Annotated in this window: 13 protein-coding genes, 1 tRNA gene and 1 pseudogene; 5 read left to right on the top strand and 10 right to left on the bottom strand. The window is 67.1% G+C overall.

What is annotated here, in order from left to right:
• Nucleotides 1-181 precede the first annotated feature (181 nt).
• The 6 genes from rho to argS form a co-directional block, all read right to left on the bottom strand.
• Entirely contained in the window at nucleotides 182-2,014 is a 1,833-nt protein-coding gene (gene rho / locus A5758_RS08970; RefSeq protein ID WP_067202226.1) for a transcription termination factor Rho, read from the bottom strand.
• A gap of 267 nt (nucleotides 2,015-2,281) precedes the next feature.
• The gene (gene thrB / locus A5758_RS08975; RefSeq protein WP_067739086.1) at nucleotides 2,282-3,217 is read right to left on the bottom strand and encodes a homoserine kinase; all 936 of its coding nucleotides are present in this window, start codon (nucleotides 3,215-3,217) and stop codon (nucleotides 2,282-2,284) included.
• A 23-nt stretch (nucleotides 3,218-3,240) separates the two neighbouring features.
• Nucleotides 3,241-4,323, bottom strand: coding sequence for a threonine synthase (gene thrC, locus A5758_RS08980; RefSeq protein ID WP_067202232.1), 1,083 nt, complete (start codon nucleotides 4,321-4,323; stop codon nucleotides 3,241-3,243).
• Complete coding sequence (locus tag A5758_RS08985) at nucleotides 4,320-5,645, bottom strand: homoserine dehydrogenase (RefSeq protein WP_067739089.1); 1,326 nt, start codon at nucleotides 5,643-5,645, stop codon at nucleotides 4,320-4,322. The genes thrC and A5758_RS08985 overlap by 4 nt, the downstream gene beginning before the upstream one ends.
• Before the next feature lie 3 nt (nucleotides 5,646-5,648).
• Nucleotides 5,649-7,019: a diaminopimelate decarboxylase gene (gene lysA / locus A5758_RS08990; protein ID WP_231987265.1), complete on the bottom strand. Its 1,371-nt coding sequence runs from the start codon at nucleotides 7,017-7,019 to the stop codon at nucleotides 5,649-5,651.
• Between the two features lie 44 nt (nucleotides 7,020-7,063).
• Entirely contained in the window at nucleotides 7,064-8,716 is a 1,653-nt protein-coding gene (gene argS / locus A5758_RS08995; RefSeq protein WP_067739093.1) for an arginine--tRNA ligase, read from the bottom strand.
• Nucleotides 8,717-8,831: 115 nt separating this feature from the next.
• Between argS and A5758_RS09000 the strand changes: the two genes are divergently transcribed.
• Nucleotides 8,832-8,904, top strand: a tRNA-Arg gene (locus A5758_RS09000).
• 76 nt (nucleotides 8,905-8,980) lie between these two features.
• Here the strand turns inward: A5758_RS09000 and A5758_RS09005 are convergent.
• Together A5758_RS09005 and A5758_RS09010 are read right to left on the bottom strand one after the other, a co-directional pair.
• A pseudogene (locus A5758_RS09005) lies at nucleotides 8,981-9,185 on the bottom strand (tyrosine-type recombinase/integrase); the annotation flags it as partial.
• A gap of 52 nt (nucleotides 9,186-9,237) precedes the next feature.
• A complete protein-coding gene (locus A5758_RS09010; protein WP_067739096.1) occupies nucleotides 9,238-11,004 on the bottom strand; it encodes a GNAT family N-acetyltransferase in 1,767 nt (588 codons plus the stop codon).
• 90 nt (nucleotides 11,005-11,094) lie between these two features.
• On the opposite strand from A5758_RS09010, the gene A5758_RS09015 reads away from it, so the two are divergent.
• The gene (locus A5758_RS09015; protein ID WP_067739107.1) at nucleotides 11,095-11,874 is read left to right on the top strand and encodes an alpha/beta fold hydrolase; all 780 of its coding nucleotides are present in this window, start codon (nucleotides 11,095-11,097) and stop codon (nucleotides 11,872-11,874) included.
• A 404-nt stretch (nucleotides 11,875-12,278) separates the two neighbouring features.
• A complete protein-coding gene (locus A5758_RS09020; protein WP_067202268.1) occupies nucleotides 12,279-13,043 on the top strand; it encodes a S9 family peptidase in 765 nt (254 codons plus the stop codon).
• A gap of 38 nt (nucleotides 13,044-13,081) precedes the next feature.
• On the opposite strand, the gene A5758_RS09025 is transcribed toward A5758_RS09020, so the two are convergent.
• Nucleotides 13,082-13,582 (bottom strand): nitroreductase family deazaflavin-dependent oxidoreductase, encoded by a 501-nt coding sequence (locus tag A5758_RS09025; RefSeq protein WP_067739110.1) that lies wholly within the window; start codon nucleotides 13,580-13,582, stop codon nucleotides 13,082-13,084.
• 107 nt (nucleotides 13,583-13,689) lie between these two features.
• On the opposite strand from A5758_RS09025, the gene A5758_RS09030 reads away from it, so the two are divergent.
• Nucleotides 13,690-14,376: a glycoside hydrolase gene (locus A5758_RS09030; protein WP_197503712.1), complete on the top strand. Its 687-nt coding sequence runs from the start codon at nucleotides 13,690-13,692 to the stop codon at nucleotides 14,374-14,376.
• Nucleotides 14,377-14,396: 20 nt separating this feature from the next.
• On the opposite strand, the gene A5758_RS09035 is transcribed toward A5758_RS09030, so the two are convergent.
• Nucleotides 14,397-14,846, bottom strand: coding sequence for a hypothetical protein (locus A5758_RS09035; RefSeq protein WP_067739429.1), 450 nt, complete (start codon nucleotides 14,844-14,846; stop codon nucleotides 14,397-14,399).
• A gap of 204 nt (nucleotides 14,847-15,050) precedes the next feature.
• On the opposite strand from A5758_RS09035, the gene A5758_RS09040 reads away from it, so the two are divergent.
• Nucleotides 15,051-15,374 (top strand): DUF732 domain-containing protein, encoded by a 324-nt coding sequence (locus A5758_RS09040; RefSeq protein ID WP_067202274.1) that lies wholly within the window; start codon nucleotides 15,051-15,053, stop codon nucleotides 15,372-15,374.
• Nucleotides 15,375-15,388: the final 14 nt, after the last annotated feature.

Below are 15,388 nucleotides of genomic sequence, written 5' to 3' on the forward strand. Positions count from 1 at the left end.
CTTCGATCTTGTCGAGCATCGATTATGCCAGGTCAACTGCTGTTCTCCCAAAACAACGGGGTACCCGTCGGCATTCCCGCCGCATGGGTTGCGCCGAAACTTAAACCATGGCGGCGTCAGCCGGCGTGTCGGGTACGTGGCTTAAGTGTCGCGGTGACGACCCGCCGAGGAAGGGGTTCGGCTAGTCGTTGTCCATCGATCCCGGCGTGGTCTTGGAGACCTGCACCAGGAACTCGTAATTGGTCTTCGTCTTGCGCAGCTGCGACATCAGCAGGTCGATGGCCTGGTGGGAGTCCAGACCCGACAGCACGCGGCGCAGCTTGTGCACGATGCCGAACTCGTCCGGCGACAGCAACAGCTCGTCCTTACGGGTACCGGACGGGTTCACGTCGACCGCCGGGAAGACCCGTCGTTCGGAGATCTTGCGGTCCAGCTTGAGCTCGGCGTTACCGGTGCCCTTGAACTCCTCGAAGATGACCGTGTCACCGGTGGATCCGGTCTCGACCATCGCGGTGGCGATGATCGTCAGCGACCCGCCTTCCTCGATGTTTCGCGCTGCACCCAGGAAGCGCTTCGGCGGGTACAGCGCGGTGGAGTCGACACCACCGGACAGGATTCGGCCCGACGCGGGTGACGCGTTGTTGTACGCGCGGCCCAGGCGGGTGATCGAGTCGAGGAGCACCACGACGTCCTTGCCCTGCTCAACGAGCCGCTTGGCGCGCTCGATGGCCAGCTCGGCGACTGCCGTGTGGTCCGTGGGCGGCCGGTCGAAGGTCGAGGCGATCACCTCGCCCTTGACGGAGCGCGTCATGTCGGTGACCTCCTCGGGGCGCTCGTCGACGAGCACGACCATGAGGTGGCATTCCGGGTTGTTCTTGGTGATCGCGTTGGCGATGTCCTGCAGGATCGTCGTCTTACCGGCCTTTGGCGGCGACACGATCAGGGCGCGCTGGCCCTTACCGATCGGCATGATCAGGTCGATGACCCGGGTGGTCAGCCGGTCGGGGGTGGTTTCCAGACGAAGTCGCTGGTTGGGGTAGAGCGGCGTCAGCTTGCTGAAATCGGGCCGCTTCTTCGCGTCCTCGACCGGACCGCCATTGACGCTGTCCAAGCGGACCAGCGGGTTGAACTTCTGGCGTTGGTTGGGCTGCTCGCCGTCCTTCGGCACGCGAACCGCCCCGGTCACCGCGTCGCCGCGGCGCAGGCCGTTCTTGCGCACCATGTTCATGGACACGTAGACGTCGTGCGGACCGGCCAGGTAACCGGAGGTGCGGACGAACGCGTAATTGTCGAGCACGTCAAGGATTCCGGCGACCGGCTGCACGACGTCGTCCTCGCGGAGTTCGGTGTCGCCGCCCTCGCCGGACCGCTCACCGCGCCGCCTGCGATCGCGGAAGCGGCGACCACGCCTGCCTCCACGACCCTCGCCGTCGTCGTCCTGCTGGTTCGAGCCGCCACGAGACTGCTGGCCGCCCGAGCCCTGCCGATCATCGCTTTGCTCGCTGCCCGAGTCCTGGCCGCGCTCTTCGCTCTGGTTGTCACGCTTGCCGCCCTGGCGGGTGCGGTCCTCGCCGGTCGCATTGGCCTCGCGGTTGCGTGAGCGCTCGCCATCCGATTCGTCGCCGGTGCGGGCTGATCCCGGCTCGCGGGAGGCGCTGCGCCGTTCGCGGCGGGGCGCCTCGGTTGTCGAACCGTCCTGGTGGTCCTCGCCGGCCGGTGCTTCAGCACTGGCGGCGTCGGACTTTGCGCCGTCCTCGGGGGTGGCAGGGGCGGACGTCCCGTTGGACTGTCCCCTGATTTCCTTTATGGCGGCGATGAGTTCGTTCTTGCGCATGCCCGACGTCCCCTTGACGCCGACCTCGTTAGCCAGCGCGCGCAATTCGGGAAGCACCATGGTCGACAGGGAGCCAACCGTGGCTTTGGTTTTGACATCGGGTGTGTCTGGGGTCACAGCGCTCGGCACCTCGTTGCTGTCGGTGCTCGCGTCAGCCGTGAACAGGTCCGTATCGGTCACGGAGTTCCTTTCTTCCCCCGCTGATCACGTCATCCGGGGGGTTCGTTGCATTCAGCCAAATCGCCGAGTGCGCCCAAATATCGACTCTGCAACGGTGATCGCCTAAATCGGCGGAGTAAGCGGCGAACCTCGTCCACGAGAAGAATTGGTGTTGTCCTAGCGGCAAGGCAGTATGGATGCAGATGCAGATGCTGCGATTGCTGGACGGGTCCGAGGATAGCCCGCATCCTGCCTGGAAGCAAGCAAACCCTCCGGCCACGCTAAAGATCAACCGGGGACTGTGACTCCCGGGCTCCAGCGAACTCCGTCGCCGGCGGTCATCTCAGAAAGGGCAAATCCGTTCGCGGCCCCGTACTCCACCACTTCCGTGGGCAACTCCGGCGCTGTGCTCAGTGCAATCAATGCCGGACCGGCCCCCGAAAGTGTCGCTGCCACGTTATGACGCCGCAACAGTCGCAAATATTCCGCAGACGCGGGCATCGCGGGAGCCCGCTGCGGTTGGTGGAGCACATCCTCGGTTGCCGGCATGAGCATGTCCGGGCGTTCGCTCAGCGCTACCACCAGCAAGGCGGCGCGGCTGACGTTGAACCGGGCATCCTCGTGGCTCACCTGGGCGGGCAGTAGCACCCGGGTCTCCGCGGTCAACGAGCGCTCTTGGGGTATCGCGCAGTACAGACGGATGTCGGGGTGCAGGCGCACGGACACCGCCGAATACCGGGGACGGTCACCCGAGCGGTCGATCCAGGAAACCACCGCACCACCCAGCACGGCCGCCGCGGCGTTGTCGGGATGCCCCTCGAACTCCGAGGACAGCTGGATCAGCTGAGCATGGCTCAGCAGTTTCGAATCCGTCTGCGCCACAAGGCCGTTGGCCGCAGCCAGGCCGCCGACCACGGCCGCCGCGGACGAGCCCAGGCCGCGGGAGTGTGGAATGGCATTGCGGCAGCGGACCACCAGGCCCGGGGCGCGGACGCCCACGGCCCGCAGCCCGCATTCCACGGCGCGCACCACCAGGTGTTCGGGACCCCGCGGCACCTGCTCGGCGCCCTCCCCTTCGACCAGCACGACCAGGCCGGAATCCGTTGTCTCCACGACGATCTCGTCGCAGAGGCTCAATGCCAGACCGATGCTGTCGAAACCGGGACCAAGGTTGGCACTGGACGCGGACACCACGGCGCTCGCCACCAGCCCGGTGGGCAGCATCTGACTCACCGACAGGCTCTCATTCAGGAGAGCCCCAGCTTCTCGACGACGAGCACCGGATCAACGGGCAACGGGGAGACGGTCGGCATGTCCCTCAGCGCGGTGTCGGGATCCTTGAGGCCATTGCCGGTCACCGTGCACACCACGGTCGACCCGCGCGCGACCCAGCCGTCGTCAACGGCCTTGAGCAGACCCGCGATGCTGGCCGCCGAGGCGGGCTCGACGAAGACGCCTTCACTTTCGGCCACCAGGTGATACGCCGCGAGAATCTCCTCGTCGGTGGCGGCCAGGAAACGCCCGTTGGACTGCTGCTGCGCGTTGACCGCGGCCGCCCACGAGGCGGGCGCGCCGATGCGTATCGCGGTCGCGATCGTCTCGGGGTTGCTGACCGGGGCGCCGTGCACCAGTGGTGCGGCGCCGGCCGCCTGGGTGCCCAGCATCCGGGGCAGCTTGTTGATCACGCCGTCCTGGTGGTACTCGGTGTAGCCCTTCCAGTACGCGGTGATGTTGCCCGCGTTGCCCACCGGGAGAGCGTGCACGTCCGGCGCGGCGCCCAACGCGTCGACGATCTCGAATGCCGCCGTCTTCTGGCCCTCGATGCGGACCGGGTTGACCGAATTGACCAACGCGATCGTTGGGAAGTCGGCGGCCATTTTGCGGGCCAGTTCCAGGCAGTCGTCGAAATTGCCGTCGATCTGGATGATCTTGGCGCCGTGCATGACCGCCTGCGCCAGCTTGCCCATCGCGATCTTGCCCTGCGGGATGAGCACCGCGCAGGTGATGCCGGCACGTGCGGCGTATGCCGCCGCCGACGCCGAGGTATTGCCGGTCGAGGCGCACAACACGGCCTGCTGGCCCCGCGCCAGTGCGTCGGTGACCGCCATGGTCATGCCCCGGTCCTTGAACGAGCCGGTCGGGTTGAGGCCCTCGACCTTGAGGTGGACCGTGCAGCCGGTCTTTTCCGAGAGACGCGTGGCCGCGATCAGCGGCGTGCCGCCCTCGAGCAGGGTGACGGGGGTCCAGTCGTCGCCCACCGGGAGCCGGTCGCGGTACGCCGCGATCAATCCGGGCCACGGTTGGTGCACGGCGGTATGCGGGACGCTCATGAACCGGTCTCTTCCAATCGCAGCACACTGGTGACGCCCTGCACGACGTCCAAATCCGCCAGCGCATCGACGGTTTCGGAGAGTGCGGCGTCGGTGGCGCTGTGTGTGACAACCACGACACGGGCTCCCACCCGCCGCCCGCCCTCGTCGGACACGCCCTCCTGCCGGACCTCGGCGATGCTCACCTCGCGCTTGGCGAATTCGGCAGCCACCGTGGACAACACGCCCGGCTTGTCGGCGACGTTCATGCTGACGTAGTAGCGGGTGTTGATGAAACCCATTGGGGCGATGGGAAGCTGGGCGTACTTGGATTCCTTCGGCCCGCGGCTGCCCAGTACCCGGTTGCGGGCGGCCATCACCAAGTCACCGGTGACCGCGGATGCGGTGGGTGCGCCACCGGCGCCCTGACCGTAGAACATCAGCCGGCCGGCCGCCTTGGCCTCGACCACCACGGCGTTGAACGCCCCGTTGACGGTGGCCAACGGGTGCGACAGCGGCACCAGCGCCGGATAGACGCGGGCCGAGACCCGTTCCTGTCCATCGTCGCCCGGGATGCGCTCGCAGATGGACAGCAGCTTGATGGTGCAGCCCAAAGAGCGCGCGGAGGCGAAGTCGGCCGGGGTGATTTTGGTGATGCCCTCGCGATAGACGTCGTCGGCGGTGACCCGGGTGTGAAAGGCGATCGATGCCAGAATCGCGGCCTTGGCCGCGGCGTCGTAGCCTTCGACGTCGGCCGTGGGATCGGCCTCGGCGTAGCCCAGCGCGCTCGCCTCGGCCAGGGCGGTTTGGTAGTCGGCGCCGGTGCTGTCCATCGCGGACAGGATGTAGTTGGTGGTGCCGTTGACGATGCCGGCGACCCGCAGCACGGTGTCGCCCGCCAGCGACTGGGTGAGCGGGCGGATGACCGGGATCGCACCCGCGACCGCCGCCTCGAAATACAGGTCGACGTGGGCGTTTTCGGCGGCCTGCGCCAGTTCCCCGGTGGAGGTGGCCAACAGCGCCTTGTTCGCCGTGACGACGGATTTGCCGTGCTCGAGCGCGCGCAGGATGGCCTTGCGGGCCGGTTCCACCGGCCCCATCAGCTCCAAGACGATGTCGACGTCTTCGCGGGAGACGAGTTCCTCGATGTTGTCGGTGAGCAACTCGATCGGAACACCGCGGTCGGCGGCGACCCGCCGCACTCCGACGCCGCGCAACACCAAGGGCGCGCCGACCCGAGCCGCGAGGTCGTCGGCGCTGTCCTCGATGATTCGGACAACTTCGCTTCCGACGTTGCCGAACCCGAGTACCGCTACGCCGACGGGCTTTTCGTCACCGGGCACAGTTCACCTCACTTCCAGACTCAGTAGATCGTCAACCGTCTCGCGGCGCAGGATCAGCCGGGACCGCCCCGCGCGCACCGCCACCACCGCCGGGCGGCAGATCATGTTGTAGCGGCTCGACAGCGAATAGCAGTAGGCGCCGGTCGCCGCGACCCCGAGCAGGTCACCGGGCCGAAGGTCGTCGGGCACCCACGCGTCACGCACCACGATGTCACCGGTTTCGCAGTGCTTTCCGACGATCCGGGCCAGGGTCGCCGGCGCGTCGCTGGCCCGCGAGACGAGCCGGGCGTCGTACTGCGCGTCATAGAGCGCGGTGCGGATGTTGTCGCTCATCCCGCCGTCGACGCTGACGTAACGGCGTTGGGCTGTGCTGCTCACGTCGACGTCCTTGACGGTGCCCACCTCGTACAGCGTGATGGTGCCCGGCCCGGCGATAGCACGCCCGGGCTCCACCACCAGCCTCGGGGTGGGCAGGCCGACGGCCGCCGACTCGTTGCCGACGATGGCAGTCAGCTTGGCCGCCAGTTCGGCCACCGGGGGCGGGTCGTCAGTTCCCAGGTATGAAATCCCCAGCCCCCCACCGAGATCCACGGTCGAGATCTGCACCGTCTTGTCGACGCCGAATTCATTGACGATCTGGTGCAGCAGCCCGATGACGCGATGCGCGGCGACTTCGAAGCCGTCCACGTCAAAGATCTGGGAGCCGATGTGGCTGTGCAGGCCCACCAGTCGCAGGTGATCGGTGGCGAACACCCTGCGCACCGCGGCCATCGCCGCGCCGCTGGCCACCGACAGCCCGAACTTCTGGTCTTCGTGTGCCGTGGAGATGAACTCGTGCGTGTGCGCCTCGACCCCGACGGTGAGCCGGACGTAGACGTCCTGGACGACGCCGGCGTCGGCCGCGATGGCGTCGAGGCGTTCGATTTCGGTCATCGAGTCCAGGACGATGTGCCCGACACCGACTTTGACAGCCGCGGTCAGCTCCGCGACGGATTTGTTGTTGCCGTGGAAGGTGATCCGCTCCGGCGGGAAGTCGGCGTGCAGCGCGACCGCGAGCTCGCCGCCGGTGGAGACGTCGAGCGAGAGCCCTTCCTCATCAACCCAGCGAGCGATCTCGCTGCACAAGAAGGCCTTCGCCGCGTAGCACACGTTGTGGCCACCGCCGAAGGCCGTCGCCAGCTCGCGGCACCGGGAACGGAAGTCGTCCTCGTCGACGACGAACAGCGGGGTGCCGTACTCCTGGGCGAGCTGGGTCACCGGGATTCCAGCGAGGCTGGCCGCACCCGTGTCGTCACGAACGATGTTGCGCGGCCACACGTTCGGCGCGAGCCGCAGCAGCTCGTCGGGGGATTGCGGTCGCGGCGGGCTATTCAGGGGCCGAGTCTCTTCGGCGTGCCGCGGACCGGCGGGGTGTACGTTCACATTCGCTCCGGAGCGGCGACACCGAGGATCGTCAGCCCGTTGGCGATGACCTGGCGGGCGGCCTCGCACAGCGCCAGGCGCGCGGTGTGCAGGTGGGTGGGCTGTTCGTCGCCCTGGGGCAGGACCCGGCACGAGTCGTAGAACCGGTGGTAATCGCCGGCCAGGTCTTCCAGGTAACGGCACACCCGATGCGGTTCCCGCAGGGACGCAGCAGTTTTCAGCACGCGGGGGAATTCCCCGATGCTGCGCAGCAGGGTCCCCTCCTTGTCGTGGCTGAGCAGCTCGAGATGACCGGTGTCGGGGATCAGGCCCAGCTCGGCGGCGTTGCGGGCCAGCGCCGACAGCCGCGCATGCGCGTATTGCACGTAATAGACCGGATTTTCGTTCGACGCCGACGACCACAGCGCCAGGTCGATGTCGATCGGGGTGTCGACCGAGGAACGGATCAGGCTGTAGCGCGCCGCGTCGACGCCGATCGCCTCGACCAGGTCGTCGAGCGTGATGACGGTTCCGGCCCGCTTGCTCATCCGGACCGGCGCGCCGTCGCGGACCAGGTTCACCATCTGCCCGATGAGGACCTCGACGGTCGCCGGGTCGTCACCGAACGCGGCGGCGACGGCCTTGAGCCGGGCGATGTATCCGTGGTGGTCGGCGCCGAGCATGTAGATGCACAAGTCGAAGCCGCGCTGCCGCTTGTCCAGGTAATAGGCGATGTCACCGGCGATGTAGGCGGGCTTGCCGTCGCTCTTGATCACGACGCGGTCCTTGTCGTCACCAAAAGCGCTGGTGCGCAACCAGGTTGCGCCGTCCTTCTCGTAGATGTTGCCCGTCTCGCGCAACCGGGCGATGGCCTGGTCGACCCGGCCGCTGGTGTGCATCGAGTCTTCGTGGGTGTAGACGTCGAAGTCGGTCCCGAACTCGTGCAACGACTCTTTGATGTGGGTGAACATCAGGTCGACGCCGATGGCGCGGAACGTCTCGCGCATGTCGGCGTCGGGCAGGCTCAGCGCGTCGGGCGCCTCCTGCAGCACCTGCGCGGCGATGTCGTTGATGTAGGCGCCGGCATAGCCGTCCTCGGGCGTTGGTTCGCCCCTGGCGGCGGCGATCAGCGAGCTTGCGAACCGGTCGATCTGGGCGCCGTGGTCGTTGAAGTAGTACTCGCGCAGGACGTCGGCGCCCTGCGTGGCGAGCAGCCTGCCCAGCGCGTCGCCGACGGCGGCCCAGCGGGTGCCGCCGATGTGGATGGGTCCGGTGGGGTTGGCCGAGACGAATTCGAGGTTGATCTTGTGGCCGGCCAGCGCGTCGGATTGACCGAAGGTGTCGCCGGCGCCGATGACAGCGTTGACGATCTTGGCCTGCGCCGAGGCCTCGAGACGCAGGTTGATGAAGCCGGGACCGGCCACCTCCGCCGAGGCGACACCGTCGGCCTCGGACAGCGCCTCGGCCAGCCATCCGGCCAGTTCACGGGGGTTGGCGCCGACCTTCTTGCCCAGCTGCAGCGCCAGGTTGCTGGCGTAGTCGCCGTGCTCGGGATTGCGGGGCCGCTCCACGGTGACCGTCGCCGGCAACGCGGCAGCATCCAGCCCACGCTCGACCAGCACCGCGGAGGCGGTGGTCTTGAGCAGCTCAGCGAGGTCAGCGGGGGTCACGAGCGTCCATCCTATTGGCTGAGGTGCCCGCGCCCCGAATCCATTGCGGTGGCATAGCGGCTACCGACATGCGCTACTCTGGCGGGGCCCAATGGCGCAACACCGACGTCGTAGCGCCCCCGTAGCTCAGGGGATAGAGCGTCTGCCTCCGGAGCAGAAGGCCGCAGGTTCGAATCCTGCCGGGGGCACTCATGTTTCTTGCAGGTCAGACGGTGTTTCCGTTAGTCAGCTCGGCTGATGAAAATGCCATTTCGGGCCTCAGTGTCACGAGGATGTCACAACTGTTCCCAAAGTCTTTCCGGCCAGCAAAAGCGCGTCGTCCTGGCTATGGGCGTAGCTCCGCGCCGTGGTCGCCGCGTCGGTATGGCCCAGCCAATTCGCGATGACGGCCAGCGGCACGCCGCGCAGGTGCAGCACGGTCCGAGTGACGGGCGTCGTGCAGCCGGATCGGTCGCACACCGGCCGCCTTGCCTGGAGTCGCCATCAGGCACGCTGAAACGTTCACCGCGCATAGACCGGACTCAGATGGTGCATTTCAGCCCGACGTGGGCGGCGTGGTACCCGAGCCGGCGATAGAACGCCCGAGCCCTTTCGCGAGCCTCGTCTGTGGTCACCTGCGCCAGCTGTGCCCCGTGTGCTCGGCCGTAGTTGTGTGCCCACTCGACGAGTGCAGTACCAAGGCCCTGTGCGCGTTCGGCTTTGGCGACCCGTAATCCCTCGATCTGCAGCCGGGTGGCGCCGCCGCGGGAAAGGCCGGGAATGATCGTCAATTGCACGGTCGCGACGACCATATCGGAACCGTTCAGGACGACTCCGAGGTAGTTGGATCGGTTGCGAACGACGATGTCGTAGGCCGCCTCGTAGCGTTCGAGTTCGGCGTCTTCGCGATCCTGACCGAATTCGTCGTCGGAGAGCAGCTGGGCGATCACCCCCACGTGTTCGCGCGTCGCGCGTTGCACACGATATGTGCGGCCCGCTACCCGCAGCAGTCCTCGAACCGAGGACTGCGCCTGTGCCTGTAGGCGCGCCACCAACAGGTCCAGCCACGCCCCCACGTTGGTTCGTGCCTCCGCGGTATCCGGGTAGCGGCATCGCAGATGTAGCCCGGACTCGTCCTGGATGAACCAGAGCATGACGCCGTCGGTATCAACGCTCGCGCTCACATACTGGGCGTCGAGTCCGACCGAGTCGATGCGCACCGGAAGTCTGCTTTGGTCCAGCCAGGAAATCGCGAACATGCCGGGCGCGATGGGCATTCCACCCCACGGAGCCAGTACGTCGGCCAGTGGCCAGGAACCAAGCTGCACGGCTTCTTTGACGGCCGCGGCCGCGGCGTGCGGCTCGGCAACCGCCGACTCCAGGACCGAATTGGTGATGAACCAGCCCACCGAGTCGTGCCATTTGTCTTCAAATCGGCTGTGCACGGGGAAGACCGCGCGCAGCGGCGCCCCGGCCAACTCGCGGGTCACCGCAGTCATGGCGACCACAGCGAGTGCCAGCGTCGAGACACCGTCTTCGCGTGCCTGCGCGACGAACGCGGCGCCATCATCAACATCGAACACGTCACGCACTTCAACGCGTTCCGGATGCGGCCCGGACTCACCCAACGGCAGCGGAAACCGTGGCATCACCCCACCGCTGTCGCTGACGATTTGTGCCCATCGCGCGCGCACGCGTTCCGGTGCCGCGGGACGGTCCAACAGTGCTTGCGTGTGCACGACAAATGCCGGCGGCGGCTGCAGCGACGACGTACGTCCGATCCGCGCGTCGGCGAGCCACGACAACAGGTCCCGGGCAATCACCAGCATTGACCACATGTCCACGTGGGCGTGGTCGGCAGCGATCACCACCGTCAATCCGGCGGCGGTCTCCAGCACACACAACCGATGTGAGGGCCGCTGATAGGGCGAGCACGTCGCATTGAGAACTACTCGCAGTGCGTCGTTGACCGCCTGGCCCGGAGCGATCTCGTGCTCAACCCATTCGCCCGGGTGAATATCGATCTCATGCAGCTGCGGATCGCCGTCCGCCCCGCGTGTGAATGCCGTTCGTAGGGTGCCGTGGCGGGCGATCACCGCCAGCCAGGCATCGGCCAACGATTGGCGGCTGACCTCCGCCGGCAACCGAATGGACAGAGCCATCCAGGAGCCGGGTCGTGCGCCCGCACCAACGTGTATGCGCTGGTCGAAAGACACCGGGAGCTGCCGGCCAAGGTCAGACACCGACACGTCGTAGCCCCAGAGTCGTCCAAAGGGTAGCCGCAGGTGCGCCACGTTGGTCAGCCGCATGGCGGTACCCTAACGCCCCGGTTAGCCTGAATGCTCGGTCTGCGCGGTCGGCTCCGGGGCGAGCCGTCCGGTCGTGAGAAGAGTTGCGTGATGTCCACTTTCGTGGTTCCCGGAGCAGAGCTTGCGGTTGAACTCAGCGACGAAGGTGGTCATCCGGTAGTTCAACTGCACGGACTTACCTCCAGCCGCGCGCGTGACCGGGTGCTCAATCTCGACCTCGGCAGGGGCCTCAGCGGGACCCGACTGCTGCGGTACGACGCACGCGGCCATGGCAAGTCGACTGGGCGCAAGGTCCCGGAGGATTACCGATGGGAAAGCCTTGCCGAGGATCTTCTGCAGCTGCTCGACAAATGGTTTCCCGGCGAACGGGTGCACGGGGTCGGCCCGTCCATGGGTGCCGGCACGCTGCTGCACGCGGCTGCCCGCGAGCCGGACCGCTTCGCCGGCCTCACGCTCATGGTGCCGGCCACCGCGTGGGAAACCCGGCCCGCGCAGGCGGCGATCTACCGGGTTGCGGCCGAATTTATCGAAACCGAGGGAGTCGGGGCATTCATCGCTTCGGCGCGTGGGGCGACTCCGCCGCCAGCCACGGTCGGCGCGCCCGAAACAGTTCCCGATGTGGCCGACGCGCTGCTGCCGTCACTGTTTCGAGGCGCGGCTCTCAGCGACCTGCCCGCTCCCGAAGCGGTCGCACGAATCGACGTGCCGACGACGATTCTGGCCTGGGTCGGCGACCCGGCGCATCCGATGTCGACAGCGGAATCGCTTGCCGCACTGATGCCGCGGTCAACGCTCACCGTGGCGCACATCCCGGCCGATGTCGAGACCTGGCCCCAGATCCTGAGCCAAGACGTCGCCCGCGGAGGCTGACTTGTACGCGGACGCCACGTCGGCTCGTGCCTGGGCCGCGTCGGCGTCTTGCATGGTGTAGGCAATCAGCGGCCTCCGTCCGTACACCGTGCGCCGGCCCGAATCAATCGAGAGATCCCGGATGAATCCCGCTGCGATTGAGCGCACTGCGCAACCACCACGTTGGCCCAACGCGGCGGCGACGCCTTCGGGTGATCAGATTTGGAACCGATTGTCGCACAACGGATTTCATTTCGGCCGAGCTGAGGCGTCCGACAACGATCCGACACGCACACCCGCATTATGCCTCTGAACTGCGAATATGTGGCTCAATTCCGCAGTTATTGTTCCTGCCGGGGGGCACAAACATTCTCGCAGGTAGGTCGGCCTTACGACCGTCGGCCAGGGCGGGTTAGATCGTCAGCATGGGCGAACGTGTGACGTTCCACGGCTCCACGGGCGCGCAGCTGGCAGGGGTCATCGAGGTGCCGGAAGGACCGGTGCGCGGCTGGGGCGTGTTCGCGCACGGCTTCACGCTCGGTAAGGACTCGCCGGCCGCGGCGAGAATCTGCAAGCAACTGGCCTCCGACGGTATCGGCATGCTGCGCTTCGATGCGCTGGGTCTCGGTGGATCCGAGGGCGACTGGGGGGACGGGTCGTTCACGGTCAAGGTCGACGACATCGCCACGGCATGCGAATTCATGACCAACCGCGGAACCCCGGCCGACATCCTGGTCGGGCACTCGTGGGGCGGCGCGGCGGTGCTCGCTGCGGCACGACAGTGCCAGGGCGTGCGGTCGGTTGTCACCGTTGCCGCACCCGTTGACCCGAGCCACGTCGAGAAGCATTACGACGCAGTCGTCGACCGTTGCTTGGCGGAGGGCACTGCCGAGTGGATGGTCGGTGGCCGCACGCTGACCCTCAAGCGAGCATTCGTCGAGGATGTCCGCGCAGCCCACCTGCGCGACAAGATCAAGGACTTGCGCAAGCCGCTGCTCATCCTGCACTCGCCCACCGACAACACGGTCGGCATCGCGAATGCGAGCGAGATCTTCCGCTTGGCCCGTCACCCCCGCAGCTTCGTTTCGCTCGAGGGTTCGGATCACTTTCTGACCGCTCGGGGTCAAGCTCATCGCGCGGGGCGAATCATCGGCGCCTGGGCCGACGCCTACCTGGGCGATGGAGTTTGAGCCCAGACCGCCTGTAGGACAGCAGAACTGGGCTTACCTCAACTTCGCACCAGGACGAACGCCTCGATGTGGCGCTTGCCGGCCCGCACTTCGTACTTCCGCCAGCCGGGGTACAGCTCGAGGCCCTTCGCCCAGATATCGTCGCGCTCGCCCGGCGAGGCGAGCCGCGCGTTCGCATGCCAGGTGTCGCGGCCGATCGCCACCGTCGCCTCCGGGTGCGCCTTGAGGTTGTGGTACCAGGCGGGATGCTTGGAGCCGCCGAAATTGGACGCGATGAGGGCCAAGCCATCCGGATGCGGGATTCCGTACACGGCGACGGTGCGGGGCTCGCCGGATTTAGCGCCGGTGGTGGTGAGCATCACCACGGGGATGCCGGTCGCGAGGCCGGCGAAGCTGGTTCTGCCGCCCGTGAGCTTGGTGATGAGTCGGTCGAGGTGGTGCGCCGTGGGGCGAAGGAGCGCCGCACCCACCGGCGTGGACGCGAAGCGACGCATGATCCGGTGGAACGCATTGGCATCGCCGAAGGATTGGCCGGGCATGGTGACATTGTGACCCGACCTTGCGCCGCGTAGGGCCTATTCGTCCGAGCTGAATAACTGGACGAAAACGGGTTACAGACGTCGCTTACGGCACTAAGCTGCTGGTCGTGGGCAAGAACGTGTTAGCCAACGGCCGAAGCCGCTGGCTGGCGATCGTGGCCTCGTTCGCGCTTGCGGCCGCCATGGTCTACGCCCAAGACACAAAGCCGCGCTGCTGCGCGCCGAACGCGGTGGCGGCGGCGCCCACCACCGCGGCCGCGGCGTCGATCAACGCCGCCGCCCCGCCCAACACCCCGCACACCGCCAGCCCCGCGGAAGTGGAAATGTTGACCGCCAGCGCGCCTGCCGCGGCGCAGCAATTCCAGGTCGCGCTGCCCCATGGAATCGCGTCGGAGGACAGGCTGCAGGTCAAGACGATCTGGGCGGAACGCGCCATCAGCGTGCTGTTTCCGCAGATCAAAACCATCTATGGGTACCGGGAAGACCCGCTGCCGTGGCACCCGAACGGGCTGGCGATCGACGTGATGATCCCGAACCACGGTAGCCCCGAGGGTATCGAGCTCGGCAACCAGATCGCCGGGTACGCCCTGGCGAATGCGAAGCGATGGGGAATCAACCACGTGATCTGGCGGCAGAAGATTTACCCGGGCGTCGGCGGGGGCAGCTGGACCGCCGATCTCGGGTCGGAAACCCTAAACCACTACGACCACGTGCACATCGCCACCAACGGCGGCGGCTACCCGACCGGGCACGAGGTCTACTACATCGCCTCGATGACGCCCGCGCCGCAGTAATGATTGAGTGACAAAGAGATTCACTCCGGCCCGGCAGGAAACGCCGCCACGGGCATCTCGACGGTTCCTCGGCACGGGCCGCCGTTGATGTCGGTGTGCCAGCTGCCGCGCAGCGAACCGTCCGCCTGCGGCGTGTAGAACGCCCACGACCGCGCGGGCGCCCACACCTTCGGGACGCCGTCGCCCATGTAGCAATCCCATTGGAAGTCGAAGCGCTCAACCCAGCGAGTGCCGTCCCAGGCGTAATGAGACGGCTGGGGCAGCGTCGGGTTCCTGGGCGTGGGGCCGTTGGTGGCGGTGGCCACGCACTTGCCTGCCGGGCAGGCGGTGACGAAGACGTAGTCGGCGCTGAATGTCGGTTCGGGCTGACTGGCCGCCGCGCTGGTGCCGGACTTGCTGGCGGCGTACCTCACCAGCGAATATTTCCCGTTCCACGCCGGTGTCGCCGCGTGCGCCGGAACGACGGTCATCGCGAGCACCGCCGCCGCGATGGCGCCGAGCGGCGCAACGCCGAACCGCCATCCCGGAAACATCAGGTCCATGGTGGGGGTTCGACGACGGAGCCCATACTCCGCCAAGAATTCTTTGAGAAGCCGTTAAGGCCCCGTGCTGATTCTGTGATCAACGCACTCCGCGTCCGTCAGAAAAGTCCACCTCAGCACAAGGAGACCCCGATGTTCCCTCGCCATTTCACCGCCTCGGTCGTCGGCACCGCCGCCCTGGGTCTGGCCGCGCTCGGCCTCGCCGGCACCGCGGGCGCGAGCTCGGTCGATGACGCGTTCCTCGCCCAGCTGGCATCGGATGGCATCACCCCGCCGAGCGCTTCGGTTGCCATCAAGGACGCACACGCCGTCTGCAACGCGCTCGACCAGGGCCACTCGAGCAAGGAGGTCATCAGCGCCGTGGCGAAGGCGACCGGCTTGAGCACCAAGGGCTCCAAGACGTTCGCGGTCGACGCGGCCTCGGCCTACTGCCCGCAGTACGTCACGTCGGCCTGACACCGACCACCACA

The sequence above is a fragment of the Mycobacterium sp. 852014-50255_SCH5639931 genome, assembly GCF_001665605.1.
Lineage (GTDB): Bacteria > Actinomycetota > Actinomycetes > Mycobacteriales > Mycobacteriaceae > Mycobacterium > Mycobacterium paraffinicum.

Coding starts and splice junctions, on each gene's coding strand:
- A5758_RS09040 (WP_067202274.1), top strand. CDS start 15,051: ATGTTCCCTCGCCATTTCACCGCCTCGGTCGTCGGCACCGCCGCCCTG.
- A5758_RS09025 (WP_067739110.1), bottom strand. CDS start 13,582: ATGCCCGGCCAATCCTTCGGCGATGCCAATGCGTTCCACCGGATCATG.
- thrC (WP_067202232.1), bottom strand. CDS start 4,323: ATGAGCGTCCCGCATACCGCCGTGCACCAACCGTGGCCCGGATTGATC.
- thrB (WP_067739086.1), bottom strand. CDS start 3,217: ATGCTGCCCACCGGGCTGGTGGCGAGCGCCGTGGTGTCCGCGTCCAGT.
- A5758_RS09015 (WP_067739107.1), top strand. CDS start 11,095: ATGTCCACTTTCGTGGTTCCCGGAGCAGAGCTTGCGGTTGAACTCAGC.
- A5758_RS09010 (WP_067739096.1), bottom strand. CDS start 11,004: ATGCGGCTGACCAACGTGGCGCACCTGCGGCTACCCTTTGGACGACTC.
- A5758_RS09020 (WP_067202268.1), top strand. CDS start 12,279: ATGGGCGAACGTGTGACGTTCCACGGCTCCACGGGCGCGCAGCTGGCA.
- A5758_RS09035 (WP_067739429.1), bottom strand. CDS start 14,846: ATGACCGTCGTTCCGGCGCACGCGGCGACACCGGCGTGGAACGGGAAA.